33 protein-coding genes are annotated in these 26,572 nt (G+C 51.1%); 19 read left to right on the plus strand and 14 right to left on the minus strand.

What is annotated here, in order from left to right; all coding sequences use genetic code 11:
• Positions 1–249: 249 nt before the first annotated feature.
• The 3 genes from ACJ8HT_RS14595 to lpxO form a co-directional block, all read right to left on the minus strand.
• Positions 250–945, minus strand: coding sequence for a CTP synthase C-terminal region-related (seleno)protein (locus ACJ8HT_RS14595; protein ID WP_422663509.1), 696 nt, complete (start codon positions 943–945; stop codon positions 250–252).
• A gap of 113 nt (positions 946–1,058) precedes the next feature.
• On the minus strand, positions 1,059–1,979 hold the full coding sequence (gene lpxP / locus ACJ8HT_RS14600) for a kdo(2)-lipid IV(A) palmitoleoyltransferase (protein ID WP_126179224.1): 921 nt from the start codon (positions 1,977–1,979) through the stop codon (positions 1,059–1,061).
• A 300-nt stretch (positions 1,980–2,279) separates the two neighbouring features.
• Entirely contained in the window at positions 2,280–3,185 is a 906-nt protein-coding gene (gene lpxO, locus ACJ8HT_RS14605) for a lipid A hydroxylase LpxO (protein WP_194572960.1), read from the minus strand.
• A gap of 248 nt (positions 3,186–3,433) precedes the next feature.
• On the opposite strand from lpxO, the gene ACJ8HT_RS14610 reads away from it, so the two are divergent.
• From ACJ8HT_RS14610 to ACJ8HT_RS14630, 5 genes are all read left to right on the plus strand, one after another.
• Positions 3,434–3,775 carry a hypothetical protein gene (locus ACJ8HT_RS14610; RefSeq protein WP_049201465.1) on the plus strand — a complete coding sequence of 114 codons (342 nt, stop codon included), beginning with the start codon at positions 3,434–3,436 and terminating at the stop codon, positions 3,773–3,775.
• 218 nt (positions 3,776–3,993) lie between these two features.
• Positions 3,994–4,155, plus strand: a complete 162-nt coding sequence (locus ACJ8HT_RS14615; RefSeq protein ID WP_194572961.1) for a hypothetical protein — start codon at positions 3,994–3,996, stop codon at positions 4,153–4,155.
• A gap of 274 nt (positions 4,156–4,429) precedes the next feature.
• On the plus strand, positions 4,430–5,650 hold the full coding sequence (locus tag ACJ8HT_RS14620) for a tyrosine-type recombinase/integrase (protein ID WP_197653070.1): 1,221 nt from the start codon (positions 4,430–4,432) through the stop codon (positions 5,648–5,650).
• Entirely contained in the window at positions 5,647–6,528 is an 882-nt protein-coding gene (locus ACJ8HT_RS14625; RefSeq protein ID WP_197653069.1) for a DUF6387 family protein, read from the plus strand. The genes ACJ8HT_RS14620 and ACJ8HT_RS14625 overlap by 4 nt, the downstream gene beginning before the upstream one ends.
• A 114-nt stretch (positions 6,529–6,642) precedes the next feature.
• Entirely contained in the window at positions 6,643–6,858 is a 216-nt protein-coding gene (locus tag ACJ8HT_RS14630; protein ID WP_197653068.1) for a helix-turn-helix transcriptional regulator, read from the plus strand.
• Positions 6,859–6,964: 106 nt separating this feature from the next.
• On the opposite strand, the gene ACJ8HT_RS14635 is transcribed toward ACJ8HT_RS14630, so the two are convergent.
• Positions 6,965–7,144, minus strand: coding sequence for a hypothetical protein (locus tag ACJ8HT_RS14635; RefSeq protein WP_037431781.1), 180 nt, complete (start codon positions 7,142–7,144; stop codon positions 6,965–6,967).
• Positions 7,145–7,274: 130 nt separating this feature from the next.
• On the opposite strand from ACJ8HT_RS14635, the gene ACJ8HT_RS14640 reads away from it, so the two are divergent.
• The 6 genes from ACJ8HT_RS14640 to ACJ8HT_RS14665 all read left to right on the plus strand — a co-directional run bounded on the left by ACJ8HT_RS14640 (position 7,275) and on the right by ACJ8HT_RS14665 (position 11,783).
• Positions 7,275–7,544, plus strand: a complete 270-nt coding sequence (locus tag ACJ8HT_RS14640) for a host cell division inhibitor Icd-like protein (RefSeq protein ID WP_197653067.1) — start codon at positions 7,275–7,277, stop codon at positions 7,542–7,544.
• Positions 7,537–7,710 (plus strand): hypothetical protein, encoded by a 174-nt coding sequence (locus tag ACJ8HT_RS14645; protein WP_197653066.1) that lies wholly within the window; start codon positions 7,537–7,539, stop codon positions 7,708–7,710. Before ACJ8HT_RS14640 ends, ACJ8HT_RS14645 begins: the two co-directional genes overlap by 8 nt.
• Positions 7,703–7,990 carry a hypothetical protein gene (locus ACJ8HT_RS14650; RefSeq protein ID WP_197653065.1) on the plus strand — a complete coding sequence of 96 codons (288 nt, stop codon included), beginning with the start codon at positions 7,703–7,705 and terminating at the stop codon, positions 7,988–7,990. The genes ACJ8HT_RS14645 and ACJ8HT_RS14650 overlap by 8 nt, the downstream gene beginning before the upstream one ends.
• Positions 7,990–8,328: a hypothetical protein gene (locus ACJ8HT_RS14655; RefSeq protein WP_047729758.1), complete on the plus strand. Its 339-nt coding sequence runs from the start codon at positions 7,990–7,992 to the stop codon at positions 8,326–8,328. The genes ACJ8HT_RS14650 and ACJ8HT_RS14655 overlap by 1 nt, the downstream gene beginning before the upstream one ends.
• Positions 8,325–10,055 (plus strand): DNA primase family protein, encoded by a 1,731-nt coding sequence (locus tag ACJ8HT_RS14660; RefSeq protein WP_197653064.1) that lies wholly within the window; start codon positions 8,325–8,327, stop codon positions 10,053–10,055. Before ACJ8HT_RS14655 ends, ACJ8HT_RS14660 begins: the two co-directional genes overlap by 4 nt.
• 585 nt (positions 10,056–10,640) lie before the next feature.
• Positions 10,641–11,783, plus strand: a complete 1,143-nt coding sequence (locus ACJ8HT_RS14665) for a Fic family protein (RefSeq protein ID WP_197653063.1) — start codon at positions 10,641–10,643, stop codon at positions 11,781–11,783.
• Between the two features lie 101 nt (positions 11,784–11,884).
• Here the strand turns inward: ACJ8HT_RS14665 and ACJ8HT_RS14670 are convergent, their stop codons facing one another.
• On the minus strand, positions 11,885–12,385 hold the full coding sequence (locus tag ACJ8HT_RS14670) for a hypothetical protein (protein WP_129993454.1): 501 nt from the start codon (positions 12,383–12,385) through the stop codon (positions 11,885–11,887).
• A gap of 298 nt (positions 12,386–12,683) precedes the next feature.
• Between ACJ8HT_RS14670 and ACJ8HT_RS14675 the strand changes: the two genes are divergently transcribed.
• The gene (locus ACJ8HT_RS14675; RefSeq protein WP_129993453.1) at positions 12,684–12,974 is read left to right on the plus strand and encodes a DUF3892 domain-containing protein; all 291 of its coding nucleotides are present in this window, start codon (positions 12,684–12,686) and stop codon (positions 12,972–12,974) included.
• A gap of 59 nt (positions 12,975–13,033) precedes the next feature.
• Here the strand turns inward: ACJ8HT_RS14675 and ACJ8HT_RS14680 are convergent, their stop codons facing one another.
• A complete protein-coding gene (locus tag ACJ8HT_RS14680; RefSeq protein ID WP_197653062.1) occupies positions 13,034–13,483 on the minus strand; it encodes a hypothetical protein in 450 nt (149 codons plus the stop codon).
• Between the two features lie 193 nt (positions 13,484–13,676).
• Between ACJ8HT_RS14680 and ACJ8HT_RS14685 the strand changes: the two genes are divergently transcribed.
• The 6 genes from ACJ8HT_RS14685 to ACJ8HT_RS14710 all read left to right on the plus strand — a co-directional run bounded on the left by ACJ8HT_RS14685 (position 13,677) and on the right by ACJ8HT_RS14710 (position 18,633).
• The gene (locus ACJ8HT_RS14685; protein ID WP_197653061.1) at positions 13,677–13,853 is read left to right on the plus strand and encodes a hypothetical protein; all 177 of its coding nucleotides are present in this window, start codon (positions 13,677–13,679) and stop codon (positions 13,851–13,853) included.
• 12 nt (positions 13,854–13,865) lie between these two features.
• Positions 13,866–14,636 (plus strand): hypothetical protein, encoded by a 771-nt coding sequence (locus ACJ8HT_RS14690; protein WP_306377770.1) that lies wholly within the window; start codon positions 13,866–13,868, stop codon positions 14,634–14,636.
• 20 nt (positions 14,637–14,656) lie between these two features.
• Positions 14,657–15,121 (plus strand): hypothetical protein, encoded by a 465-nt coding sequence (locus ACJ8HT_RS14695; protein WP_197653060.1) that lies wholly within the window; start codon positions 14,657–14,659, stop codon positions 15,119–15,121.
• Positions 15,122–15,135: 14 nt separating this feature from the next.
• Positions 15,136–16,956, plus strand: a complete 1,821-nt coding sequence (locus ACJ8HT_RS14700; RefSeq protein ID WP_197653059.1) for a lytic transglycosylase domain-containing protein — start codon at positions 15,136–15,138, stop codon at positions 16,954–16,956.
• Between the two features lie 398 nt (positions 16,957–17,354).
• Positions 17,355–17,939 (plus strand): hypothetical protein, encoded by a 585-nt coding sequence (locus tag ACJ8HT_RS14705; protein WP_197653058.1) that lies wholly within the window; start codon positions 17,355–17,357, stop codon positions 17,937–17,939.
• A 151-nt stretch (positions 17,940–18,090) separates the two neighbouring features.
• Positions 18,091–18,633, plus strand: coding sequence for a hypothetical protein (locus ACJ8HT_RS14710; protein ID WP_197653057.1), 543 nt, complete (start codon positions 18,091–18,093; stop codon positions 18,631–18,633).
• 9 nt (positions 18,634–18,642) lie between these two features.
• Here the strand turns inward: ACJ8HT_RS14710 and ACJ8HT_RS14715 are convergent, their stop codons facing one another.
• Positions 18,643–19,341 (minus strand): hypothetical protein, encoded by a 699-nt coding sequence (locus ACJ8HT_RS14715; RefSeq protein WP_197653056.1) that lies wholly within the window; start codon positions 19,339–19,341, stop codon positions 18,643–18,645.
• A gap of 107 nt (positions 19,342–19,448) precedes the next feature.
• Here ACJ8HT_RS14715 and ACJ8HT_RS14720 point away from each other — a divergent pair, with 107 nt between their 5' ends.
• A complete protein-coding gene (locus ACJ8HT_RS14720; RefSeq protein ID WP_197653055.1) occupies positions 19,449–20,138 on the plus strand; it encodes a hypothetical protein in 690 nt (229 codons plus the stop codon).
• Positions 20,139–20,314: 176 nt separating this feature from the next.
• Here ACJ8HT_RS14720 and fis read toward each other — a convergent pair whose 3' ends face one another.
• The 7 genes from fis to accB form a co-directional block, all read right to left on the minus strand.
• A complete protein-coding gene (gene fis / locus ACJ8HT_RS14725) occupies positions 20,315–20,611 on the minus strand; it encodes a DNA-binding transcriptional regulator Fis (protein ID WP_000462905.1) in 297 nt (98 codons plus the stop codon).
• Positions 20,593–21,597 (minus strand): tRNA dihydrouridine synthase DusB, encoded by a 1,005-nt coding sequence (gene dusB, locus ACJ8HT_RS14730; protein WP_004936856.1) that lies wholly within the window; start codon positions 21,595–21,597, stop codon positions 20,593–20,595. Before dusB ends, fis begins: the two co-directional genes overlap by 19 nt.
• Before the next feature lie 393 nt (positions 21,598–21,990).
• Positions 21,991–22,872, minus strand: coding sequence for a 50S ribosomal protein L11 methyltransferase (prmA, locus tag ACJ8HT_RS14735; protein ID WP_194572962.1), 882 nt, complete (start codon positions 22,870–22,872; stop codon positions 21,991–21,993).
• 11 nt (positions 22,873–22,883) lie between these two features.
• Positions 22,884–24,329, minus strand: coding sequence for a sodium/pantothenate symporter (gene panF / locus ACJ8HT_RS14740; protein ID WP_042785452.1), 1,446 nt, complete (start codon positions 24,327–24,329; stop codon positions 22,884–22,886).
• A complete protein-coding gene (locus ACJ8HT_RS14745; protein WP_004936865.1) occupies positions 24,319–24,561 on the minus strand; it encodes a YhdT family protein in 243 nt (80 codons plus the stop codon). The genes panF and ACJ8HT_RS14745 overlap by 11 nt, the downstream gene beginning before the upstream one ends.
• A 152-nt stretch (positions 24,562–24,713) precedes the next feature.
• A complete protein-coding gene (accC, locus tag ACJ8HT_RS14750) occupies positions 24,714–26,063 on the minus strand; it encodes an acetyl-CoA carboxylase biotin carboxylase subunit (protein WP_004936886.1) in 1,350 nt (449 codons plus the stop codon).
• A gap of 12 nt (positions 26,064–26,075) precedes the next feature.
• Positions 26,076–26,543: an acetyl-CoA carboxylase biotin carboxyl carrier protein gene (accB, locus tag ACJ8HT_RS14755; RefSeq protein WP_019453176.1), complete on the minus strand. Its 468-nt coding sequence runs from the start codon at positions 26,541–26,543 to the stop codon at positions 26,076–26,078.
• Between the last annotated feature and the right edge of the window lie 29 nt (positions 26,544–26,572).

Here is a 26,572-nt window from a genome sequence, read left to right on the forward strand (position 1 = left end):
ATGAAAATCACGTTTATTGCCACTTTATGTATTTCTTTAATCGTTAATGTTGCTGTTAGCGGCCATGTTAGTATGACGATTAAATTAAACTGAGATGAATGATCCGTTATTGGATAATTAATTGATTAACTTTAACGAGATAATAATGAAAGGTGTTGTCGCTGATTGATATACGGCGTGAAAAGGCGCAACGCGAACGGTGTCTCGCTGCGCCGCAGCACTCCCGGTATGCGGGGAGGAAAGAGCGAGTTAACTGGCGGCGGTTTTCACCAGCTCCACCACCAGCGGCGAAAGCTCGCCGCGCAGCGCGGCGCGTTCCGACTGGAACAGCGTAGCGGCGTAAAAACGGTGAGCCGGCAGTTCGATGGCGCGTACGTCGCCTTCGGTGTCGTGGCCGCTGATGATCAGCGGATAACGCTGCAAATCGGCGACGAATTCCGGATTGACGCCGAAGTTGCAGTGGTAGCCTTCATGGGTGTTCAGACTGCCGTAGGCCCGCGCGACGCGGGTGTCAGGCCGGAAAACGATGTCGCCGGTTTTTTCCACCAGCGAGCAGCTCAGCGGAGCGATCACCAGCCGGCCACCGCTGTCGGTTTCCGCATGGCCGGCGTCGTGCCAGCCCATCACGTTGCGGGCGTACTCGACGATGGCGTATTGAAAACCGCCGCAGGAGCCGAGAAACGGCACGTCGTTTTCCCGCGCATGGCGGATCGCCATAAAGGCGCCGTCGTCGTAGCGATACGGGCTGCCCGGCACCACCCAGATGGCGTCGAAATCTTGCAGCACTTCGGGGGTAGTCAGGGTTTCGGTGGGGAGCCACTGGGGCTGCACGTCGATATCGAGGTGGGCGGCGGTGAGCTGGAGCGCCACGGGGATGGCCTGATGGGCCACGACCTGCGGATTGTAATCACCGACCAGAGCAATGCGGACTTGAGCTTTCATCATTTCCTTTCCTGTGCGGGTAAAGAAGGAGATTACAGGAAAGCGGGATCTTGAGCCGCAGATTTTTAAACGCTGCACACAAAAAAGCCCGGCGTCGGCCGGGCTGGAAAAAAGGGTCAGTACAGCGACGGCGCGCCGACCGGCCGGGTTTTGAAGCGGCGGTGCAGCCACAGATATTGCTCCGGTGCCCGCATGATCTCTTTTTCGATCACTTTGTTCATGTAAGCCGCCGCCGCCTGCTCGTCGCTGAGCGGATAGTCTTCCAGGGCCGGCTGTATCAACAGGTCGTAGCCGCGGCCACCTTCACGGCGGATCAGCACCACCGGCACCAGCGCCGGGTTGGCCATGCGCGCCAGCATAAAGGTGCCGCTGGTGGTCGCGGCCTGATCGACAGCGAACAGCGGAGCGAATACGCTGCCGCGCGGTCCATAGTCCTGATCCGGGGCGAACCACACCGCCTCGCCGCGCTTAAGTGCGTGCACCATGCCGCGCAGATCCTTGCGATCGATCATCGCCTTGTTGGAGCGCATGCGGCCCTTGGTCTGGGCCCACTCCATCGCCTTGTTGTTGTGCGGGCGGTACATCGCCATCATCGGCTGGCACAGGCCCATCGCCCGGCCGCCCAGCTCCAGCGACATAAAGTGCACGCCGATCACCAGTACGCCGCGATCGTCGCGCTGCGCCATGTTGAGGTGGTTGATGCCGGAGACGTTGAACCAGCGCTTGACGCGTTTATCCGGCCAGAACCAAGCCATGCCGGTTTCCAACAGGCCCATGCCGAGGGATTCGAAGTTGCCCACCACTTTGCGCTCGCGCTGCGCTTCGTCCATCTCGGGGAAGCACAGCTCGAGGTTGCGACGGGTGATGGTGACGCGGCGCTTGAGAAAACGCATCGAAGTACGCCCCATCCACACCCCCAGCCGGTAGAGCAACGGGTAGGGGAGCTGGACCAACAGGAACAGCAGGGCGAGGCCGAACCAGGTGAGCCAGTAGCGCGGGTGCAGCAAGGCCAGTTGAAATGCTTTGGCTGATTTCATAGAAACTCGTTTTATACGTTAAAAGGGGCAGCAAGCTGTAACGCATAAAGGTTCCACTCGATAGCGATACGACCACTCAGACACCCGGGCACGACCAGGGTTTAGTCGGAATTCCATAATTGACTAAACATTTACATTCGAAGGGCGGTTTGCGCTGCTATCAGGCTTCGGAGGGATAGCTGTTGGCCAGCGGAGGCGGCTCTAGGAATGCTTATGCTAGCACAGGGTACGGGGTACAGAGGAAGAGGGGCATGCGAATATTCTCATTCGCGTTGCCCCTAAGTTGAAGATTGGCGCGTTTTATAGGCTGGGAATGATAATCGCGGCGAAGATTGCAGCGATCACCAGCCATTTCAGCAGGTAGTAACCGCGGCGGTTGCGCGCTTTCAGGCGCTGGCCGGCATCGCGCACCGCGTTGACGTATTTGAAAATGCGGTTGATGCCGCCGGTGCGGTCCTGGTCGTCGTTCGGCGAGCTGGCCGCCGACATCAGCGTAGAGCCGACCCAGTGGTTGACCGCCTGCGCCCAGCGCCACTTCATCGGCCGCTCGACGTCGCAAAACAGAATGATACGCGTCTGGTCGGTGGCGTTCTGTGCCCAGTGCACGTAGGTTTCGTCGAAGATCACCGCCTCGCCGTCGCGCCAGCTGTGCTGTTCGCCATCCACTTCGATGAAGCAGCGATCGTCGTTGGGGGTCATCAGCCCCAGGTGATAGCGCACCGAGCCGGCGTAAGGGTCGCGGTGTTTACCCAAATGGCTGCCGGGCGGCAGCTCGGCGAACATCGCCGCCTTGACCGACGGAATGCGGTTGAGCAGCTCGACGGTTTGCGGGCACAGCGTCTGCGCCGAAGGGTGGCTGTCGCTGTACCATTTTAGATAGAAACGCTTCCAGCCGCGTTTGAAGAAGGTGTTGAAGCCGGCATCGTTGTGCGACTGCGCCTTTTTGATGTGATCCTGCAGGCGCACCGCTTCTTCGCGGATCACCTGCCAGTTGTCGGTCAGCGTCTGCAGCTCCGGGAAGCCTTTTTCGTCGAAATAGGGCTGTTTGGCGGGCAAACGGGAGAAACCGGTCATAAACATGTTGATCGGCCCCATAAACGTGGAGTGATCGAACAGTTGACGGGTAAACTTTTGCTTCTCTTTGCCGCGGGAGTGCGCGTAGAGGAAGCTGACGATGAAAATGCCGATAATGATCGCGGCAACCATAGAATCCATCCCTGTTAATGCTTGTTAAGAAATCGTACAAATTATAGTTTTGTGACAGAAAAAATTTAACTTTTTCGTGCCATTGCGCGGTCGTTGGGTGTTGATAGCATAAAAAGTTAATAACTATTTTCTGGTTGAAGTTTTGTGTGGGTGTTTTTGAGTTTCGTACTATTCTTAGGTTTCTTACACGGTGTTATGTGCCATCTTATTTCATGATGAATGGCACGTATCTGAGAAAAGAGGGACTTATGAAGAAATCAATCATTGCCTTGTCTGCACTGCTGCTCGCTTCCCCGGTGTTCGCCGCTGAGACCGCGACCGACACCGCCACTCATGCCAGCAACGAGGTCGTTGCCGAAGCGCACAAAGGGGCGGATACCGCCAAAGAAAAGCTGCACCAGTCTCAGGACAAGGGTGAAGAGCTGAAGCTGAAAGCCAAGCACGCCGCCGAAGGCAAGAGCGACAGCGTCGGCAGCAAAGTGAGCGAAGGCTCGCAAAAGGCCTGGCACTCCACCAAACAGGGTACGGAGAAGGCTTGGGATAAGACCAAGCAAGGGGCGGAAAGCCTCAAGAACAAAGCGACCGAGTAATTTACTGTCGTCACAACAAGAGGGCCGGGTTTCCGGCCTTTTTTATGGTTGTAATCCGCCGCGCCGATGTCGTGCTTTGTCGCCCTGATTAAAACGTGAGAGTATCCTTCATCGATTGGTGACTCCGTCGCAAGTAAGAAGGAAGCCCTATGAGGCCCTATTGGGTAAGGCGTTTATTTACACCCTCACCAACCTGGACAGGCAGAGCATCGGTTATCTTGGGTCTGCTGGTGTTTGTGGTGTTGAGCGGGCTGGATAGCCTGGGTGTGGAGTTGGACGGGTGGAAGCGCTACGTGATGATCGCGGGCGTGGCGGGTATGTGCTATTTCATTGCCGGATATATTGATAAGCGCATTCCGCGTAAAGCCCCGTCAATGTAGGCACAGGCCAGAAAAAGAAAAAGGCGCTTATCAAATGAGATAAAGCGCCTTTTCAACACGTTAACTGACTAGTATCAGTTCATGCCGTATTATGAAAAGCATAGTATACCGATGTAAATCTTGGTACATGCTTGTTGTGTCACCTTATTGAAATGTAAGGGATAATTGTCTTTCTTTGCGCATCCTTGTATATGATGGTACATGCTCATACACTTGACGGTGTATCACGTGGTGTATCACGTGGAAGATATGAACTGAGTTTTTGGGCGGTGTAATGGCTGGAACTAACAAGCTAAGTGACAGGAAGATCCGGGCGTTGCTCGATGGTTCCCGAGAAAAAGAAATTTTGATAGCAGACGGCGACGGCTTGAGCATCCGGGTATCAAAATCCGGGGTAATAAGCTGGGTATTTGCTTACCGCATCGGTGGTCGTGGGGCAAAACTGGAGCGCCTGAAGCTTGGTAACTACCCAGACATGAGCCTGAAACTGGCCAGAGATAGACGGGATCAGTGCCGCGCCTGGTTGGCCGAAAGCAAAGACCCAAAGCACCAATTAAATCTCACTGCAGCAACATCCCTCAAGCCGGTGACGGTGAAAGACGCCCTTCAATACTGGATCACTGAGTACGCTGAAGATAATCGCGCCAACGTTGAGCGCCACAAAGCCCAGCTCGAAAAGCATATATACCCATACATCGGCGCTATGCCACTCTCGCAGTGTGAAACCCGTTATTGGTTGGAATGCTTCGACCGGGCAAAGAAAAACGCTCCTGTGGCCACTGGCTACGTTTTTCAGATGTGTAAGCAGGCTCTCAAATTCTGCCGAGTGCGCCGCTATGCCATCAGCAACGCTCTGGACGACCTAACCATACCCGATGTAGGCAGTAAGCAGGATAAAGGCGACAGGGACCACACAGACGATGAGATAGGCCAGATCTGGCTGGCTTGCCAGCAAATGAAGTTTAAACCGTACTACGCCGCCCTGCTGCGCTTGCTGGTGGTGTTTGGGTGCCGCTCTCAAGAGGTGAGGCTCTCTACCTGGGCTGAGTGGGATCTAAAAAAGTGGGTTTGGACGGTACCCAAGGAACACAGCAAGGGAGGCGCAAAAATATTGCGGCCGGTGCCGGATGAAATGCAGCCATTCATTGCGGAGCTGCATAGCCAAAATAAAGACAGTGGTTTATTGCTGGGAGAGTTAAAGCAATCAAGCGCTGTCAGCGCCTGGGGCCGTCTGGTGTGGAAACGACTTGGGCACGCGGAATCATGGTCATTGCACGATATTAGGCGCACGTTCGCAACAAAGTTGAATGATCTGGGTATTGCTCCGCACGTAGTTGAACAACTATTGGGCCACACCATGCCCGGCGTTATGGCGGTTTATAACCTCAGCCAGTACATGCCTGAAAAGCTGGTGGCCCTGAATATGTGGTGTGAGCGCTTATCCTTGCTCGCTGGCGAACATGAAAACGTTATATTATTGCAGGTGAGAAAATGAAGAGAATTAACAGTAAAAAAGACTTACCTAAAGAGTTTAATCTTGAAAAGTACGAAGTTCTTTCAACTCTATCTGATAAAGATTTATTTAGACAGATTCACAGAAGGAAGTATCCATTCGTAGAGTCACTTGAAAGTAATTGGGATTATGAATTAAGCACTTATTACTTGGAACACGGAGTGAATCTCCCAATTCAATATGATTGTGAGGATCCTTTTGATGAGCACGATATAGAGATGCCAGAGGAGTATTATAACTTTAATGGTGGTAAGGATTTTCATGATAGATATCAAAAAAATATAGATAAATCAAACAGATTAAGTTACGGTTACGGTATAAGTGGACTTAGAAGATATACCGTTATGTGCCTCGCTGAAGAAAATGATGAATTCGGTGACAGAAAGGGAAAGCCACTAATAATTAGTGAGGATGAAACAACTGAAATATTAAATTCTGGTGATGAAAATCACGGTCTATTGATGGCCAGGCTAACAGATTCAATCAATATGATCTCTAATCATGAATTATATTTGGAAGTGGATTTAAATACGCCAGATGAGATACTAATTGATGATTTTAAAAGGTTGTTGCCAATATGGAGAAAAGAACTAGGCGTTAATTCAGTTGAAATAGGTATGAGCAGTAGTTGGGATGTTGTTAAGAAAAAAATAGTTGAATATAAAGTATTAGCATACGTTGATCTAACTATATGGGCTAACATCAACAAGTTAATTATACCTCATGGTGTAATGGCTGTTGCATTGTTCCCTGATGGTGAACGAGATAGTTATGCCATACCTCAGACAGTTAAACCATTCGTAGAAAAATTGATGGCTTATGAGTCTATAGAAAAAATAAGAAGAGAAATTTCTAAATAGGAAATTAAAATGAATATTTACCAGTATGAAATAATTTAGATTTCTACCGTCGCAAGCATTTTTTAATGAATAAATAATGCCCTCGTTTACAACAGTATACGAGGGTGTTTTTGTATGGACAATCAGCAATCCATGACTGACCGCATAATCCGTGAACCGGAATGCAGAAAAATTACCGGCCTCTGCCGAATGCAACGCTACAACCTGGAAAAGAAAGGCATGTTTCCAACACGACGCCAGCTCGGTGGGCGATCTGTGGGCTGGATACATTCTGAGGTTCAGGAATGGTTGAAGTTGCAGCCAAAGTCAAAAATTGGCAAAGCGGCGTGAGGTGGGGTATGTCAGATAAAACAAAAGCGGCCTTGCAGGGCCGCCAATGTCAAAGCACAAAACTTAAGCTAACTCAGCATAGCATGCTGGCGGATCTGGTCAACTATCAGCCCTTTGGCTCGATGCCACGTTGCTGTAGCTCCTTGCGGATAATGCGCTTAATCCAGGCAGCAAGTGATTCATCACCATCTTGCCGCTGTGCTTCTTCCATCGAATCACGTAGTTCAGGATCTAACCGAAATTGGAATGGCGGATTCCCACGTCTTTCATTTTTGTGTGTTGACACGTTCAGTACACCAGATGTAATGTGTTTATGTGTAATTACACATTACATGCACATGAATGAAAAGGCAACGCCCCGGAGTGCTGTAACACTGCCGAGGCGTCTCACCAAACCGTTATACGAGGTAACGATCATGGCTGACATCAAGTCTACCCAAACTCGCTCTAAATTTACATTCCTGTTCCTGGCTACCCCAGACCATACACCCGAATGTGCACCGGTTGTGCTGCGCTTTGATGCCGATACAGAAGCGGCCGCGCGTAATGCATTCCCTGGTTGGGATCTGATATTTGCCGCAAAAATCCGCACTCAACCCCCTTGTCGTGTTGCCTTCTTTGACTATGCCACCCGCAGTGGTTGGGAATTCGATAGCGCATCAGTTCAGGAGGTGAACTATGTGTGAGCAAAAACGCCTTGAGGCTATTGATGCCCTTAACAAGATAGCCGCACTTACCAGTGCAGCCTTATATCTCCATAGTAGTGAAGTGGAAGAAGATCTTGCTCTACATCTGATGGATATCGTTTTGCAAACAGCTCGTAAATGCGTGGAGGAGCGTAGCCATGCATAAAGACGCTTACTGGTTGATCAACGATTGCACAAAGATGACTTTGGCTGAAGCAGCAGAGTTGAAGATAGCAGCAGCGGGGACCTCAGAAACCATCCTTGAAGGGGTTGATGCCATTGGCAACATCATGTTTTGGGCTGCGGAAAACGAGAATTACACCCCTGAGCAATCCAAGAAGGACATGCTCAAACTAGGCGACATGCTAAGCACGATTTCCCGGTTGGCGTTGGGAGCAAAACACGCAGAGGCATCGATCTCTTACCGGATTCGGGAGGGAAAATAATGATCAGCCAAGTGAAGTTCAACGAACTGGAAAAGCGCGTAGAAGCGCTTGAGCTGGCATTGTCGGCGATGCAGCGTAAAGGTGATATGCCGGAAGGCATGGCGCCACTAACAACGCTGGCGGCAGAAATGGGCCTATCTACCAGCAAGGCGGAAGAACTGGCGCGTAACTGTGGCGTGATGATTGTGAAGCAGGGGAGCGGTCACATTGTGCATGAAGCCAAATTCCGCGAGGCAGCGTTGTTAGTGATCCGCGGTGCAAAGCGCAAATACGGCAGTAAATACTGGTTCCACCCGTTGATCGGTAAATTCATTATGGTCAAGGGGGCGCAGGCATGAGCAACGCGAAGAAGGTGAATATCAATCAGTGGCCTGATGCCCTGTTTTCTTGTGTTTACCGTTGGGTAGTTGGTAGACCGATTGAAATGGAAGAGGCGGAAGCTGCGCAGCTACGTTCCCAGGATAATACTGCTATTAGCAATCTAGCTGTCAAATTGCGTTCATTTGCTGTCGGTAATGTAACGCCTGAGTGGTTGACCGATAACGGCTTCTATTCTGCTAAGGCCCCCGAGGCAGCCAGAGAAAAGCGTGAAGCAGTTGTGCTGGAATTTATCAGCCGGGAAGAGCTGGTGGGCGTGCTGGCGGATGCCGCTCGTATTAACCGTATCTTCAACGCTATCCCCCCAGCTGTTGAGCCGGCGGTAACACCAGCTTTAAATCAAATGGGCGCCAGCCAGCGCGGTGAGGTTTTATTGGCTCGCTATGATGGGGCTTTGGCCATACATGGCGATTCTGACACTGTTCACCATTACGATGGCGTGATCTGGAAGCCAGTACCTGACAAAGAACTGCAGAGGGAAATGGCCGCCATCTTCATCGAGTCTGAGATCTCCTACTCTCAGAACGGCATTAAGTCGGCCGTAGATACGATGAAACTGAGCCTGCCGCTGATGGGTAATACTGCTCGCAACTTGATCGGGTTCAGCAATGGTGTATTTGATACCAAAGTTGGGGAGTTCCGATCGCATCGCCGTGAAGATTGGTTGCTGATCGCCAGTGGTGTCGAGTTCAACCAAGCGGAGGCAGGGGAAACACTGGCAAGTCATGCGCCGAACTTCTGGAAGTGGCTCACCCGTTCCACTGGCGGTAATGCCCGTAAGGCCGATCGAGTGCTATCGGCGCTGTATATGGTGATGGCCAACCGCTATGACTGGCAGCTATTCCTTGAGATAACCGGTCCTGGTGGTAGCGGTAAGAGCGTGCTGGCGGAGATCTGCACCATGTTGGCAGGCAAGGCTAATACCGTTTCGGCCAGCATGGCGGCATTAGAGAACCCAAGGGAGAGGGCGCTGGTGGTGGGCTATTCGCTGATCATCATGCCGGATATGTCTCGTTACGCCGGTGACGGGGCAGGTATCAAGGCGATCACTGGCGGCGACAAGGTTGCCATCGATCCCAAACACAAAGCGCCTTACTCCACTCGCATCCCTGCGGTAATTTTGGCAGTCAACAACAATGCCATGAGTTTTAGCGACCGCAGCGGGGGGATCAGCAGGAGGCGGGTTATCTTCAATTTTGCCGAGGTTGTGCCGGAGAATGACCGTGATCCGATGTTGGCAGAAAAAATTGAAGAGGAGCTGGCCGTCATCATTCGTCACCTGTTGACCCGGTTTGCTGACCAGGGCGAGGCCAAACGGCTGTTGTTCGAGCAGCAGAAATCAGAAGAGGCATTGGCTATCAAGCGTGAGGGTGATTCGCTGGTGGACTTCTGCGGCTATCTGATGGCCTCTGTGCAGTGTGATGGCATGTTTGTCGGTAACGCCAGCGTGATCCCGTTCAGCCCCCGCAAGTATCTTTATCACGCCTACATGGCGTATATGCAGAGCAACGGGTTGAACAAACCTGTGTCCCTAACCCGATTTGGTACGGATATGCCTGGCGCAATGGCTGAGTATGGGAAGGAGTATCTCAGGAAGAAAAGCACCAAGGGGAACATTCGGTCCAATGTCAGTTTGAGCGACGATGCGGAGGAATGGCTGCCAGCAGCAACAGGGGGTACGGAGTAGAAGTTATTAGATAAGTATCCACCTCTGTCCACCTAGTAAATTATATGTTTAAAAACATATGGTTAGTGGGTGGATAGTTTAATTTCAACTCTCCACTAAGTATCCACCTCTCCACCTATTTTGAAAAAGGGTGGTGAGTTGGAGTGGAGACTTACGGACACTTAAAAATTAACTGACCACCTATCAATATCATGATTTAATTGATAAAAATAAGGAAAGTGGATAGGTGGACAGTTAAACGCATAATTTTATTTTTTTATACGGGAAGGGCTATATTGTGAACTATCGAGGTAGGTAGTTGTAGGGTGAGAATGGGAAACTGTAGTCCGTTGCCAGGCTACTCGATATTGGTAACCAGGGGGTACAAAATCGCATTAACCATATTTAACACTTAGTTAACAAGTGGTGATTTAGCTGTTCATCTAACCAGTGTTTAAATTTGTTCAGTAAGCATATTTGAGTTACCTAACTGGTGGTTTTTGAGATGTTGAACAGTGGTGTTTTTTCAATATTATTGTTATTTAACTGCTTTTTATTGGTTTTTTGAGATAGTATTTAACTACTAGTTAAGATAGGTTAACTTCGATGCCGCAATTCACACACTTTGATCTCAACTTGCTCAACCCTAGCTTTGACTCTCCTTTAGTTGATGTATTAACTGAACTTGAGCTTTTACGCCATTTACGTCTTGAAACCGATGTGCACCCATTGCTTTTTGTACAGTTGAAGGCCGTTTTCCACATGCTCGAGAGTCTGGGGTCCGCCCGTATTGAGGGGAACCATACAACCTTAGCAGATTATGTGGAAAGTAAGGTCGATGGCACGGAGTCTTCCAGCGACCAGCTCAAAGAGATCGGTAACATTGAAAATGCGATGAACTTCATTGATGAACACCTTAAATCTGGTGACGATATTACCGAGCATTTTGTTCGCGAGCTACATGCGATAGCCGTTGTCGGATTGGAACGGGAAGGGGATAGAACTCCAGGAGCTTATCGGCAGCATGGTGTGAGCATTGCGCAATCAGAGCATCTGCCCCCAGACTTCATCCATGTTGCTGGCTACATGCAAGAGCTGACGGAATTCATCAATCGCCAAGACAGACCAAAGTATGACCTGATGAAGATAGCTTTGGCACATCACCGATTTGGTTGGGTGCACCCATTCGGCAATGGTAATGGCAGGACTGTTCGACTACTCACGTACGCCTTGCTGATCAAATATGGTTTCAACGTCCAGGCTGGTGGCCGCGTGTTGAATCCTACGGCTGTGTTTTGCAATGACAGAGAACGCTATTACTCAATGCTTGCAGAAGCGGATACTGGAACGGAACAGGGCCTGGAAAACTGGTGCTTGTACGTTCTGGCGGGTATATCGTCCGAGCTGAAGAAAGTTGACCAACTGACCAACCATCAGTTTCTTAGCTCAAAAATTCTATACCCTGCTATCGATTTTTCCCAAGGTCGAGGGCTTATCAATGAAATAGAGACTCAGGTTTTAAAACGAACCGTAGGTATGGGGACTGTCAGGGCTGGTGACTTAAGGGAGGCTTTGCCGGGGATGAAGTCTGCACAGATCACTTATCAAATCGGTAAATTGGTTGAGCGTGGTCTTCTACAACCTGTTGAACCTGGTGCTCGAACATATACAGCAAAGTTTTCAAATTCTTACCTTATCCGTGGGGTCATCAACTCATTGAAAGATGAAGGATTTATTCCTGAGCTGTGATTATTTGTCGATATAAAATATAGAAAGTATGATTGAATTGGTTTCTATGGCTGGATGTGGCAATTTTTTTGGCTGAAATGCCCCATCCAGCTACGAATGTCTTAAATTTTCAGTTCACATGCTTTAATAAACTGGTCGGCAGATCTTGTTGAGCCAGCGACACTACCCGATGCTGAGAATTGATTACCACCGTCTTTGGTCTCCAGTCCAACGAGAACCTTGTTTTTGGCTTGTAGCAGGCTTTTGAGTATTGGCTCTATCTGTTCTCTGTCATCGGATGAAACTTCAAGGTATTTACTGTTACGCCTCTTAGATTGAGCATCCATTTTATGGGCATCACCAGAATCTACTTTCACAATCAGATTGAATGGGGTAGCGGATACGGGTTCTTGCTCCCCATATCTTTCTGCATAGGATATGGTTAGTTTTTGTTTCGTACAGTCAAAAATCAATGCGGAATCAGCACCCTGCAAGTCTCCTATCAAGGTCGCTTTTTTGCCACCAGTAAAAAGATCGTCATCTACTTGAGTAAGCCATTGTGCGTGTGCAAAGGATGCGAACAACACTGAGGAGAGTAATGTGTATTTAATTAGTTTCTTCATGGTATTATCTCGTTATCATTTGATTTTTCAGTAATTGTTTCGTGCCAAATAGCATAGATTTCGTTTCCATTGATATAATAATATTCTTGCATATGGAAATGAAATGTAAATTATGCATACTGGATATGCTGAGTTAATAGAGTGTTCATATGGCTACATATTGTTTTAATTGAAATTATTTCATTGCTATTGTTATTTTGCGTTCAGAAAAATTAACTCATGACCATTGCTGCGTTTGTAGATATGCAGCATAAAAAGAATTTTTTATATTATTTAAATGGTTAAGAAGGAAATTGATATGTCTGAGCATCAGATTCTTTGCATCAATAAAAGTAACAGGCAAAGCGCACATGAGAGAATTACTCATATTGGAGGGCTTAACTCACCTACTGAGCGTTGGAAGATTACTCAAGAATCCGCTATTGAGGGAATCGAGTCTGGGAAATGGAGTTTTTACGTAGGGACAGGAATTCACAAAGTTAAGGTGATTGTTGCTACCAGTGCTGCAGGCAATAAGTATATCAAAACTCAAAACGATGGTGAGCAACCTAATAATTTACTTAGCTTACCAGAGTGCCCTAGCCAATAAATAATGATTTACTCTGGGTCTCCAGACAAGGACAATTATTAAGCCACTGCATAGTGGCTTTACCCAGAATTCTTCATTCTGCGCTTCATGTTATCAACTGTGCTGGTGGTCCAAACGCCACTGCGGGCCGGCCGAAGTCCCAATTCGTTTAACCTGGCAATAATCGTTTTATTGCTAGACTGGATACCAAGCCGTCTGGACTCTTCGACCATCTGAGCAATGACTTCCTTTGCGGTTAACGCCGGTTCGTTGATCGGCAGGGGGAGACTCAGTGCTTTGTTGTCCGAACCCACAACACCATGCAGTAACCCTTCCATTTTGCCTATGAGCATCTCAAGACGTGATTCAGGCGAACAGTAGCCATCCTGCTTGCCTAACGCCTCCAGCACGGCGCTGAGCAGCCATGCGGATTTATCTTTTCCCGAACGCCTTACGTCTGCATCAATTTCTTGTGCTACATCGCCGGGAACCCGGAACGAAAACAGCTTGCTTGGTTGCTTCTGTGCCATCTGCGTAAACCTTGTAAACAGTTGTGGGGCGTAGGGGTAACGCCTGCATGTATACGTGTATACAGCCTCAATCTGAGCATATCCCATCTGCATTAAGAAAATAAAATTAATCTTGACGATTAAAAATATTGATCATAAAGTCACCTCATCAAACGTAGTACTGTTCATCCAAACAGTTACTGGAGGCCCCAAGATGGCAGTAGTTAACAAAAGACCCATCCTTGTAGATCAGCCCATTCTTGATGGGTTAAAGCGTCTACGGGAAGAGGAGAGCAAGCGATCAACGGTTGGCGCGGCTCCCAGCATTCAGGAACTGGCGCGGCACATTTTGCGCCAGGGCATCAGCAAGCATGCGGCAGTGAAGGAATAGCCGGTGGCACATATGAGTTTGTCCACGCTGCTACCAACGTTTTTTGAGGCTGAGGCAAAGCTCTTTGTCTTCCATATATCCGAGGAAAAACAATCCATGTTCAACTTTTCACACCTTTTCGATAGCGCTAAAGCCAAAGGCGCAAACGGCGGTGACGACACCGAGATCAAGTTTGTTGACGATGAGCCGGTCAAAGTAGCCAAACCCGCTCAGCACAGCCGTGAACATAACGTAGCGGTTTCTGACGAAGCGAAAGCTAACCCGGTGCTGGCCATCCGGCTGCTGAAGGATACTGACCTCTCATCCAAGAAAATTAAGGCGAAACTGGCTTCGGCGCCACAGGCACTCTCCAAGTTCACGCAGAACTTCATGGAAGAGAACGATCCTACCTGGGAATTCCAGAGCGATGAAGAGAAGGCCCGAACTGCGCTGACTTATTCTGTGCAGAACAGCGATAAGAACGGTTACAGTGCTGCCAGTATCAGCGCCACCAAGGCACTGAAGAAAATGGAAGAGCCACTCACCGAGGACGAAGTTAAGGCACTGGCAGAGCGCACGACTCAACTGCTAAACGACTCCAACCCTAACACTCCAGATAACGTTAATGCTCGCCGACAGGCTGATGAGGATTATAAGCAGGAAGTGGCACAGGCAATGGCTCGTCGCAATGATCGTATTCGCGCCACTGGTCAGATGTTGCCTGGTGATGCCAAGCGCGTAAACGGCAAGGTAGAAGGTCCCGCAGGCGAAATTGACCGCCTTAAGTCGCAGATCTCCCTCTAATGTGGCGCTGAGGTGTCGCTATGAACTATCAACATCTATGTTCAATCCAACCAAAAGCATACGGGACTGGCTCGCTGGGACGTCATATGCAGCGTCTGGAGCGGTTGTCACAGGCAGAGGTTGATGTTATTCCGGCGGTCGATAGTCATTCTGACGCCCACAAGATAGCGGTAAGCCAAGAGGCCAAGAGCAATCCTGTGCTGGCGTTGCGGCTTATTCAGCAAGGTAAGCCATATCAGCAAGTCATGCAGAAGCTCCAGTCCAGCACTCGTCACCTTAGCCGATTCACTCAGCGGATCATGGCAAAAAGCTATCCAGGCTGGGAGTGTCTCGACACCGAAGATCAAAACGTGGCGGCCTTCCAATACAGCATGCTGCATAACGACGGTAATGGTTATCAGGCCGGGCTCAAGGCGGCGCTGGTGGCCCTGGATAAATTCGTAGAGCCGCTAACGCTGGAAGATATCACGCGCCTGGCCAATTAGATTGAGGTCATTGTATGGGTAATTCATTTGATTTTGAGCTGACAGCAAAAGACGAAGCCTCGGCTTCTATCCAGCGAATTGAGGAGGTAGTAAAGAACCTTAATCCACTGCTGAATAAGACACGTGATGGTTTGGCGCTGGGTGGACAGGAGTCCAGAGACAAGTTAGAGGAACTAGGTGGCCAGTTTGACGTGTTGGCCCGGAATGCCCGCACTGGTGTGCAATTTGTCGGTGATCTGGTCCCGCCGCTGAAAATGGTCGGTGGCTTAACATTGGGGCTTGGTGGTGCTGCTGCCGCGGTTAATGTCGTTAGAAATAATCTGACTGAATTCGCCAATGCTGGCTATCGCATCGATACGATAGCCAAAAACGTCAGTATGACGGCTGATGCCTTTCAGGAGCTGACTGGCGCGATGATTGAAAACGGCAGCGCCCGTGAAGCTGCAGAGAGCTCTGTTGTCGATTTGTTCGAGAAAGCAAATGACGCAGCCCATGGGCGCAATAAACCATTTCTTGCCCTCCTTAAAACGAATGACATAGATATCAGCCTGACGAAAGAAGGCCTGGCGGATGTTGAAAAATTAACCGAAGACATTAACCGCAAAATGCAGACCTTATCACCAGGACTGCAAGCGTTGTTTAGCAATAAGTTAAATATGTCGCCGGAGTTGCTCAGCTATCTGCGCAACACCACTAATGAAGTGCAGCGACTGAAGGATCAGGCTCGCCGTGATGGCCTTGTTTGGAGTGGCAAGGATCTGCAGAACGCGGCGGCGTTTAAGCAGCAACTGAACCAGATCAGTGCCGCCTATGACGGTATGCTGATGAAGGGTCAGGCGTGGTTGGGACAGTCGGAAACCATAAAGGCGTCTGTTGATCAGGTAACGCAGATCATGTCTCACGGCCTGGACAGCGCTACGGTAGGTTCAATATTTACGCTCAATTCAGGAGGTAAACAGGCTGATCTGCTCCGTAAGGCGAAGGATGACAAACAATTTAAAGACACACTGTCATGGAAAGAGCAGATGGATTTAAATATTGGTTACGCCTCGGAAGACCTAATCAAAAAACTCAACGGGTATTACAAGCCGGTTTGGCGGGCGGATCAACTGAGGACCGATTTAGAGGGAATGTCACTCCCAACACCTCAAAATGTTATCAACCCTCTTGACCGTGCGTTGGGCAATACTCCTGAACAGCAGCGTTTGTCCCAGCTAGAGACACGACACAATCTCCCACCAGGCTTGCTGGATAAAGTTTGGGATACTGAATCTTCACGGGGGAAAAAACTTTTTTCACCAGCGGGTGCAGAAGGTCCATTCCAATTCATGCCTGCCACTGGCAGGGATTATGGGCTTAATAATCGTTCTGATCGAATGGACTTCAACAAGTCCAGCGATGCGGCAGCAAGGTATCTATCCGACCAATTGAAAAGATTTGGCGGCGATGTAAGGAAAGCCGTTGCAGCATATAACTGGGGGCCAGACCGGGTTGATAAACTGGGATTGGATAGAGCTCCGCGTGAAACTCGCAACTATTTACAGCGAATTATGCCTGGGTTACCAGCTTTCTACCCACAAGGTGAGACATTCGATGCCAACAATCCTCAGCAGTCAAAGGAAAATCCTAACTCGCTCTTCAGCGGGCCCGCCAATCATGGCGATACAGTTGGATTAAACCAGGACCTTGTGTCAGCTATGACATCGCTCAATCAGACAATGCAGGACAGTAAGATGCAGATAGAACTAACGCTGATTGATAGCAAGACAGGTGAACGCAAGACCATTGTTGGTGGCGGTGGGGGGCGAGTATCAACTTCAATGCCGTTTTCTTAGTTCAGGCCTGCAGGTGCAGGGAAGATCATGAGGTGACCTTTCGGATGGAGTTACCCCTCCATGGGCCCCCCAGAAAAAAATGGGTCCTTCCTGGCACTTTTTTATCTCACGGGCATTGCGCGCCGTGTTCTGCGTCTAGCTATGAAATTTTGAATTTGATTGACACTTTACACTTGACAGTTTGGGGCGCTGAGTCACCGGAAGCCGCGCAGAGCAAGGGATTGTGGCAAGTTGATAGGGGATTTTGATTGACAGTTTGATTGACACTTTTCGGGCTGAAAGCGTCAAGTTGACAGAAAAAGTGTCAAGCGGTTGACACTTTACATTTTGATTGACACTTTGCCGCCGGCAGGTTGAAACATTGCGCGGGTGGCCAGGTCAGAACGGGAGTAAACAAGATGGGTCTGATGAGCGTAAGCCAGTATGCAAAACACGCAGGTATGAGCCGCCAGGCGTTGTACAGCTGGGAGGCCAAGCAGGGTTTCCCGGCCCGAGTGGAGGGCAAGATCGATCAGGTGGCCAGCGACGCTTACTTGGCTCGATATCGGGATAGTCATGATCTGCGCACGAAAAATGCGAAGGGCAAACTGGCGCCAGCCAGAGGTAAAGCTAAAGCGGGTAACGAGCTGATGGAAATGAGCGTAACCGATATCAAGCAGCATTTGGCTTCATGTGTCGGTCAGGCGGCAGAGATGGACCTGGGCGAGCGCGTGAAGCTGGCGGCCAAGGCTGTGGGTCTCTTTTTGAGTGAGGGGCCTGATAACCCTCCTGTGACGTTTGGGGGCTATCGCCTCTCGATCGTTGAAACCCCAACATGTGAAGTTGGGCAGATCATCGCTGGCGGCGCTTTTGGCCTATCTGATGATGAGGTGATCTTTGAGTGTCGGGATTACACCCTGATGCTGATGAGCGATGAGGCAGAGGATAGCGCCATGCGCGAAGTGATCCCTTCGCTGCTGTATGTACTGTCTGACGATAACTAGATGGGCGTGAAAGCCCGCATGCTCCTGCATTTGCCAGCTTAGCCGCTGGCTTTTTTTCAATATGATATTGGATAATGCAAAGTTTTTGAGGTGCTTGCACTTTGTAGGAAATGATAGCATTGACACTAACCTACTTAACGGCAGATAGTTTATGACCTTAGATTTTGAAGAAAAATTTTCGCATTACGAAAAAAAAACTACTTCTGATAGTCAACTAGTCCTAGAGGATTTTTATGAACGAGGTGCCTGGCTAGAGTTAGTAGAATCGAACTACTTGAAAGAAATATGTACCCCTGCGTTGCAGAAGGCATTTCATCTTTTATGGGTAGAAAGAGGGCACTTTATTCGAGAAAAAATGAATGATGACTCTCAACTCCTAAAATTACTGCGTTTACTTATGCCTCCTTATGAAGGGGATGGTTTAATATTATATAGAGGTGAAAATATCGAACGCTATCGTATGGATAGGATAGGGTTTTGTTGGACTTTGGATGAAAGGAAAGCTAGGCAATTTGCTAGTGGTTTAAACGCTTATAAATCAGGTGGTGTTTTACTACGGGGCTGGGCACCGGCCCACGTAATATTGGCTGGAGTTCACCCGCATAGTCAATATCTGGGTGAATATGAGATTACTATTGATGGCTCTGCGGTAGAGCAGTTAGAGGTATTGGCAACTTTCCCTGTATCACACTAAAGAAAACTATTATTTTCGCAATGATCGACGGGGATAGCCTCCATAGGCCTTTCCTTCATCTTTTCCTGTGAAGCATACATTCATACCTCTTTCTTCACTCCCCCAGCGGAAACTATCTTCGAAGCGATGAAGGATAATCCGTGATTCTGCTAATGTTTCTTGCATATGTATAGACATTCTAGCAATGTCATACATCGCGTAGATTCTAACTTTCGCGCCAGTAACGTCAAATCCATCACTTTCAAGCTGCTCAATGAGCTCTTGTTCTGGTGCGGAGTTACGTTCGTCCAGAATTTTTCTCGGGGTAAGCCAATCATTACCGAATTTCCGGTCATGAGGATCTGCAGTCTCAATAGGATAGTGATATTTAGGCTTCTTTTTGATAGGTAAGTTAGCGACTTCGCGATCAAGAGTGTTGACCAACCATAGTTTAAAATCGGATGCTCTTGATGTGTTGAGAAATGTACATAATAAGTATGCACCGCTAAGAGAAAAAATAGTATTATCAGAAAGATATGGTGATATAGATACTAGCCTCTGCACTTGTGATGAACTAAATATCTCTTTATGCTTAATAAATTTCTTATGGAAGTAAATTGTTCTTTTGTAATTTAATGCTTGAAATATGTCAGTGCTTTTTAGCCATATTCTTCGACGTAAGATAACAGGTGAAAATTGAAAGTCCTTAAAAATCAGTTTGTTGTTCATATCCCAATCCTTGGTTAGACTACATCAGATTATTTTATATGCATTTTTGTGGTTACTTTTTGTACACCAGATCGCGGAAGTGCGCAATCTTTTAGAAGGAGCATTTTGTGGCAGGCCAATTAGACGAAGCAGCAAAGCAAATCCTGGGGACATTGTTAGCAGATTTTACCGATAGAGGGTTGACCGCTAAAGATTTGAAATCTGGCTATGAAGGGCCAAAAATTGAAGCCTTGACAACGGCTGTATGCAATGTTGCAGATTTTACAACTGTCGATTTTGACGTAGCCTTCTCAGACCTTGAAAAAGGTAAACTGATTAAAACTGGCCCTATGGAGATGTACGATAATGACAGGAATAGTTCCGTTATCATCATTGGATCGTATAGCAAGCGTGAATATGTGTATTTAACAGAGGCTGGTTACAAGGAATCTAGAAAGGTGCCTAATCGCCCGCAAAGAGTCCAGCGAATAGTTAACAACCTAACTATTACTGGGGGGCAGTTCAGTAACATGCAACTCGGACAAGGTGAGAGTCTTAACCAGTCAATGAACGTTACCATGAACAATTCTGACTCTGAAATTGTGGAAAAGCTGATTTCGATCCTTGAGAAACACGGGCATCCGGTTGATGGCTCTCAGCGAGCCGATATTATCGCCGCTGTTGCTGCTGCAAATGACGGTGATGGTCGAGGGGCAAAATCTTTACTGACGAAGGTTTGTGGGCCCGTTTGGGAGTCTGTACAGCCGGTTATGTGGCCCATTGTTGGTGAGCTTGTTAAGAGAAGCTTAGGTCTCTAATTTCGGCAGAGTTGAACAAGGTCGCTCAGGCGGCCTTTTTTTGTTTCTCTTGGTGTGGTGTGAACAGGGGGAGACAATCACGTTGTTGTATATCACGTGGTGTATCACGTAAAAAAGAAAAAGGCGCTTATCAAATGAGATAAAGCGCCTTTTATCAACACGTTAACTGACTAGTATCAGTTCATGCCGTATTTTTTCAGCTTCTTACGCAGCGTGCCGCGGTTGATGCCCATCATCAGGGCTGCGCGGGTCTGGTTGCCACGGGTGTATTGCATCACCATGTCCAACAGTGGCTGTTCAACTTCAGCCAGTACCAGCTCATACAGGTCATTTACGTCTTGACCGTTCAGTTGAGCAAAATAGTTCTTCAGTGCTTGTTTAACCGAGTCACGCAGAGGCTTTTGAGTCACCTGATCTTGTGAGTTAACGGTAGAAACGGTCAGTACGTCAGAATTTACGCGTTGTTCGAACATAGTTCTGTCAGCTCTTTTTTTACGCTAAGATTTTCGAAATATGCCTCCAACGCCTCCAGCTGTTCGCTGGCATCCTCTATGGCGTTGAATGTGCGCCGAAACTGGTCATTCGGAGCGTGTTCCTGGAGATACCAGGACACGTGCTTACGAGCAATCCGGAATCCCTTGCCTTGGCCATAGAAGCCGTGCAATTCCCGAATGTGCCCAATCAACAAGCGCTTCACCTCGCCAAGCGGCAGCGGCGGCAGCAGCTCCCCAGTGTCCAGATAATGCTGGATTTCCCGGAAGATCCAGGGTCTCCCCTGAGCAGCGCGGCCTATCATCAGGGCGTCGGCCCCGGTGTAGTCGAGCACTGCTCTGGCTTTATGCGGGTCAGTAATATCCCCATTCGCGATAATCGGAATGGAAACACTCTGCTTAACTGCCCGAATGCTGTCGTATTCCGCGTCGCCGTTAAACAGACAGGCGCGGGTTCGGCCGTGAATCGTCAGGGCCTGAATACCACAGTCTTCGGCCAGTTGGGCAATCTCTACACAGTTACGATGCTCTGGTGCCCAGCCGGTGCGAATCTTCAGCGTTACCGGCACATCCACCGCGTCAACCACCGCGTGGAGGATCCGTTTTACCAGATCCGGGTACTGCAACAAGGCGGACCCGGCAAGCTTCCGGTTCACTTTTTTGGCAGGGCATCCCATATTGATGTCGATGATCTGCGCGCCGCTGGCCACGTTGATACGCGCGGCGGCGGCCATATCATCAGGATCGCATCCGGCAATCTGCACGGAGCGGATCCCTGGTTCATCGCTATGCACCATACGCAGACGCGACTTATCCGTCCGCCACACCTCCGGGTTGGAGGAGAGCATTTCGGATACAGCCATCCCAGCACCCATTGCATGACAGAGGGTTCTGAACGGGCGATCTGTAATACCGGCCATCGGGGCCGCAATCAGGCAATTAGTAAGCTGGTGGTGTCCAATGCGCATAGACAAAGAGTGACCATACTGTGTCCGCAAGGGCGCGTATATTACGCATTTTTGCGTCGAGATGAAAGGCCAAACTTTAACCAATTGGCCCGATATTAGGACGAAAAATGCGCTACGCGGTGATTCATAAAAATATTATATATATTTTACAATAAGTTGACGAAAAGTGCTTATTTTGTGTGCGGCAAAATATTCGCCTTTGCGCAGAATATTATCTGCATTCACCCGCGTTTTTTGCCGAGATAACCTGTCTGGAAGGCGCATTGTCAGGGCGATCCGTCGTTGAACGGCGAAAAATTGCATAAAATTTTGTCTCGCCCGCAGGCCGATCGCCAGGCAAAAAAAATCCACCGGCGCAGGGCCGGTGGATGAGGGGGCAATAGACCGTGACGCTTACTTGCGGCGGCCGGTGATACGACACCACTCTTCACGCTCGGCGACCAGGTCGAGCGTGAACTTCTCTTCGTAGGCTTGCGCAACGCTGCTGGCCTGGCTGGCCAGCACGCCGGACAGCCCCAGATGACCACCGGCCTTCGGCAGGCAGCCGATCAGCGGCGCCAGCTCGCGCAGCGGGCCGGCCAGGATGTTGGCGACCACCACGTCAGCCAGCAGGTCCGCCGGCTGGTCTTTTGGCAGATACAGCTCCAGACGCTCTGAAACGCCGTTACGCTGCGCGTTGTCGCGGCTGGCCTGAATGGCCTGGGGATCGATGTCGATGCCGATAGCGCGCGCTGCACCCAGCTTCAGGGCGGCGATTGCCAGGATGCCGGAACCGCAACCGAAGTCGATAACGGTTTTGCCGGCCAGATCGAGGCCGTCCAGCCACTGTAGGCACAGCGCCGTGGTCGGGTGGGTGCCGGTGCCGAACGCCAGGCCCGGATCGAGCATCACGTTGACCGCGTCGGGATCCGGCACGTCACGCCAGCTCGGGCAGATCCACAAGCGCTCGCCGAAGCGCATCGGGTGGAAGTTGTCCATCCACTCGCGCTCCCAGTCTTTGTCTTCCAGCTGTTCTATCTTGTGGCGGAAACCGGCGCCCAGCAGTGGGTGCTGTTCCAGCATCGCCACCACTTCGGCCATATCGGTTTCCGCGTCGTACAGGCCGATCACGTCGGTATCGCCCCACAGCAGGGTTTCACCCGGCAGCGGCTCGAACACCGGGTTGTCGTGGGTGTCCTGGAAGGTCACCGACACGGCGCCGCTTTCCACCAGCGCATCGCTCAGGTCTTCCGCCTGGCTGCCGGTGGTGTTCAGTTTGAGTTGGATCCAAGGCATAGCAATTCTCTTCAAGAGGGTAATGATGACGCCGCCCGGCGCTTTTCGCCGACGACGTTACCGAGATAAAACGCCAACAGGCTGAGCAACAGCGAAGGCACGATAGGGTGCAGCCCCGCCGGCTGCAGGTTGAAGCTGGCCAATAGCGTATAGCATACCGCACCCGACACCATTGAGCTAAGCGCTCCCTGAGCATTGGCGCGTTCCCAATACAGGCCCAGCACCAGCGGCCACAGGAACACCGCCTCCAGCCCGCCGAAAGCCAGAAGGTTGAGCCAGATGATCATCTCCGGCGGCCGCCAGGCAGCCAGCAGCACCAGCAGGCCGAGGATCAGCGTGGTCAGGCTGGAGAAGCGCTTGATCAACCGCTCGTTGTGGATCTGCTGCGGCCGCACACCCAGGTAGAGATCTTTGATGATGGTGGCGGAGGATTGCAGCAGCTGGGCGTTGATGGTCGACATGATCGCCGCCATCGGCGCCGCCAAAAAGATCCCGGCGGCGTACGGAGGCAGCACGGTGATCATCAGCGTCGGGATCACCTGATCGGGGATCTTGAGATCCGGCAACACCGCGCGGCCGAGCGCGCCGGCCAGGTGCATGCCGAACATCAGCACCGCCACCACCACTGTGCCGAGCAGAATGCCGCGATGCACCGCCTTGCTGTCCTTGTAGGAGATGCAGCGCACGGCGGTGTGCGGCAGGCCGATCACCCCGAAGCACACCAGGATCCAGAACGACGCCATAAACGGCAGGCTGAGGATCTGATCGCCGCCCTGCGGCGACACCAGAGCCGGATCGATCTGCTGCAGCTTGCTCACCGCGCTGTCCAGTCCGCCGGCAGCGTGGATCACCGCCACCAGCAGCAGCACGGTGCCGAGCAGCATCACCAGCCCCTGCATGGCGTCGTTCAGCACGCTGGCGCGGAAGCCGCCGAAGGCGGTATACAGCGCGATGCTGATGCCGAAGATCAGCAGGCCGGTGTCGTAAGGAATGCCGGCGGCGGTCTCCAGCAAGCGGGCGCCGCCGATAAACTGCACCGTCATGGCGCCGAGGAACGCCACCAGCAGGCTGAGGCTGGCCAGCCACACCAGCAGGCGGCTTTGGTAGCGGCCGTACAGCATGTCATTGAGGGTGATGGCGTTGTAGCGCCGCGCCAGGATGGCGAACTTCTTGCCCAGCACCCCGAGCGACAGCCACACCGCCGGCAGCTGAATCATCGCCAGCAGCACCCAGCCCAGGCCGTATTTGTAGGCGGCGCCGGGGCCGCCGATAAACGAACTGGCGCTGATGTAGGTGGCGGTCAGGGTCATCGCCAGCACAAAGCCGCCCATCGAACGGTTGCCGAGGAAGTATTCGCTGAGGAAATTCCCGCTCTGGCGGCGGCTGTAGGCGTACACCGACAGGCCGAACACCAGCAGCAGGTAGGCGACCAGCGGCAGGATCACTTCAGTTTGCATCGCGATCCTCCAGGGAAATGTCGCGGAATACCGTGCGCACCATCAGCCAGCACAGGCCGATGAACAGCAGCGGCACCAGCAGGCAGGCCATTTCGAACCAATGCGGCAGACCGGTGACGCCGATAGCGCTGTCCGGCAGGTAGGCCGCCAGCCCCCAGGCCAGCAGGTAGAGCAGCGTCAGCCCCAGCGCCCAGCGCGCTTCGCGGTGCGCCTGGATAAAACGTTTGTCCATCAGTGTCTCCCATAGGTTTACGGTGATGGATTCATCAAAAGTAGGGAATTTTACGGCATGACGGCGTTTTGCCAAGCCGTTACTGGCGGCAACGCCAAAGAAAAAGGCCGGTGATTAACCGGCCTTTCGTCAGACGATGCTGCGTGGCTGCCTTAGGTTTCCTGCAGACCCAGCTTCTTCTCCAGATAGTGGATGTTGGTGCCACCGTGCTGGAAGTTTTCGTCGTTCATGATCTTCTGCTGCAGCTCAACGTTGGTTTTGATGCCGTCGATGATCAGTTCAGCCAGGGCGTTCTTCATGCGGGCAATCGCCACGTCACGGTTTTCGCCGAAGGTGATCAGTTTGCCGATCATGGAGTCATAGTACGGCGGTACGGTATAACCGGCGTAGATATGAGATTCCCAACGCACGCCGAAACCGCCTGGCGCGTGGAAGCGGGTGATCTTGCCCGGGCTCGGCAGGAAGGTGTTCGGATCTTCGGCGTTGATACGGCATTCTACCGCGTGGCCGTGGATCTTCACTTCTTCCTGTTTGATCGACAGTGGTTGACCGGCAGCGATGCGCAGCTGCTCTTTGATCAGATCCACGCCGGTGATCATTTCGGTAACCGGGTGCTCTACCTGAATACGGGTGTTCATTTCGATGAAATAGAACTCGCCGTTTTCATACAGGAACTCGAAGGTACCTGCACCGCGGTAGCCGATTTCCACGCAGGCTTTCGAGCAGCGCTCGCCGATGTAACGGCGCATTTCGCTGGTGATGCCCGGTGCCGGCGCTTCTTCGACCACTTTCTGGTGGCGGCGCTGCATGGAGCAGTCGCGCTCGGCCAGATAGATGGCGTTGCCCTGGCCGTCGGCCAATACCTGAATCTCGATGTGGCGCGGATTCTCCAGGTATTTTTCCATGTACACCATGTCGTTGTTGAAAGCCGCTTTGGCTTCCGCTTTCGTCATGTTGATGGACTGTTCAAGGTCTTTGTCGCTGCGCACAACGCGCATGCCGCGGCCGCCGCCGCCGCCGGACGCCTTGATGATCACCGGATAACCGATGCGCTTGGCGAAGGCACGGTTTTTATCCATGTCGTCGGTCAGCGGGCCGTCGGAGCCAGGTACGCAAGGCACGCCGGCTTTCTTCATGGCGTTGATCGCGGAAACCTTGTCGCCCATCAGGCGGATGGTTTCGGCTTTCGGGCCGATGAAGATGAAGCCGGAGCGTTCAACCTGCTCGGCGAAGTCGGCGTTCTCGGACAGGAAGCCGTAGCCCGGGTGGATCGCCACTGCGCCGGTGATTTCCGCCGCAGAGATGATGGCCGGGATGTTCAGGTAGCTTTTTACCGATGGCGCAGGACCGATGCAGACGGTCTCGTCGGCCAGCAGAACGTGTTTCAGATCGCGGTCGGCCGCGGAGTGAACCGCAACGGTCTTGATGCCCAGTTCTTTACAGGCACGCAGGATACGAAGCGCGATCTCGCCACGGTTGGCGATAACAATTTTATCAAGCATGGGGGCGCCTCGTTATTCGATGACGACCAGCGGCTCGTCATATTCGACCGGTTGGCCGTTTTCCACCAGGATGGCTTTCACGACGCCGGACTTGTCCGCTTCGATCTGGTTCATCATTTTCATGGCTTCAACGATGCACAGGGTATCGCCGGCGTTCACTTTCTGGCCCACTTCCACGAAGGCTTTCGCGTCTGGGCTTGGGGTACGGTAGAAGGTGCCTACCATTGGAGAACGAACGACGTGGCCACTCATGGCCGCCGGTGCCGCAGGAGTTTCTGCCGCAGGTGCGGTGGCAACGGCGGTAGCCAGGGCCGGCTGCTGCTGTGCCGGCATCGCGTATGCCTGCTGCATGACTGGATAAGCCTGCGCCGGTGCGGCGCGGCTGATGCGAACCGATTCTTCGCCTTCAGAGATTTCCAGTTCAGAAATACCTGATTCTTCAACCAGTTCGATCAGTTTCTTGATTTTACGAATATCCATGAGTGTGATTCCGTACTCTTTTTGTGGAG

It is taken from the genome of Serratia sp. CY44782 (assembly GCF_052168715.1).
Classification (GTDB): Bacteria; Pseudomonadota; Gammaproteobacteria; order Enterobacterales; family Enterobacteriaceae; genus Serratia; species Serratia nevei.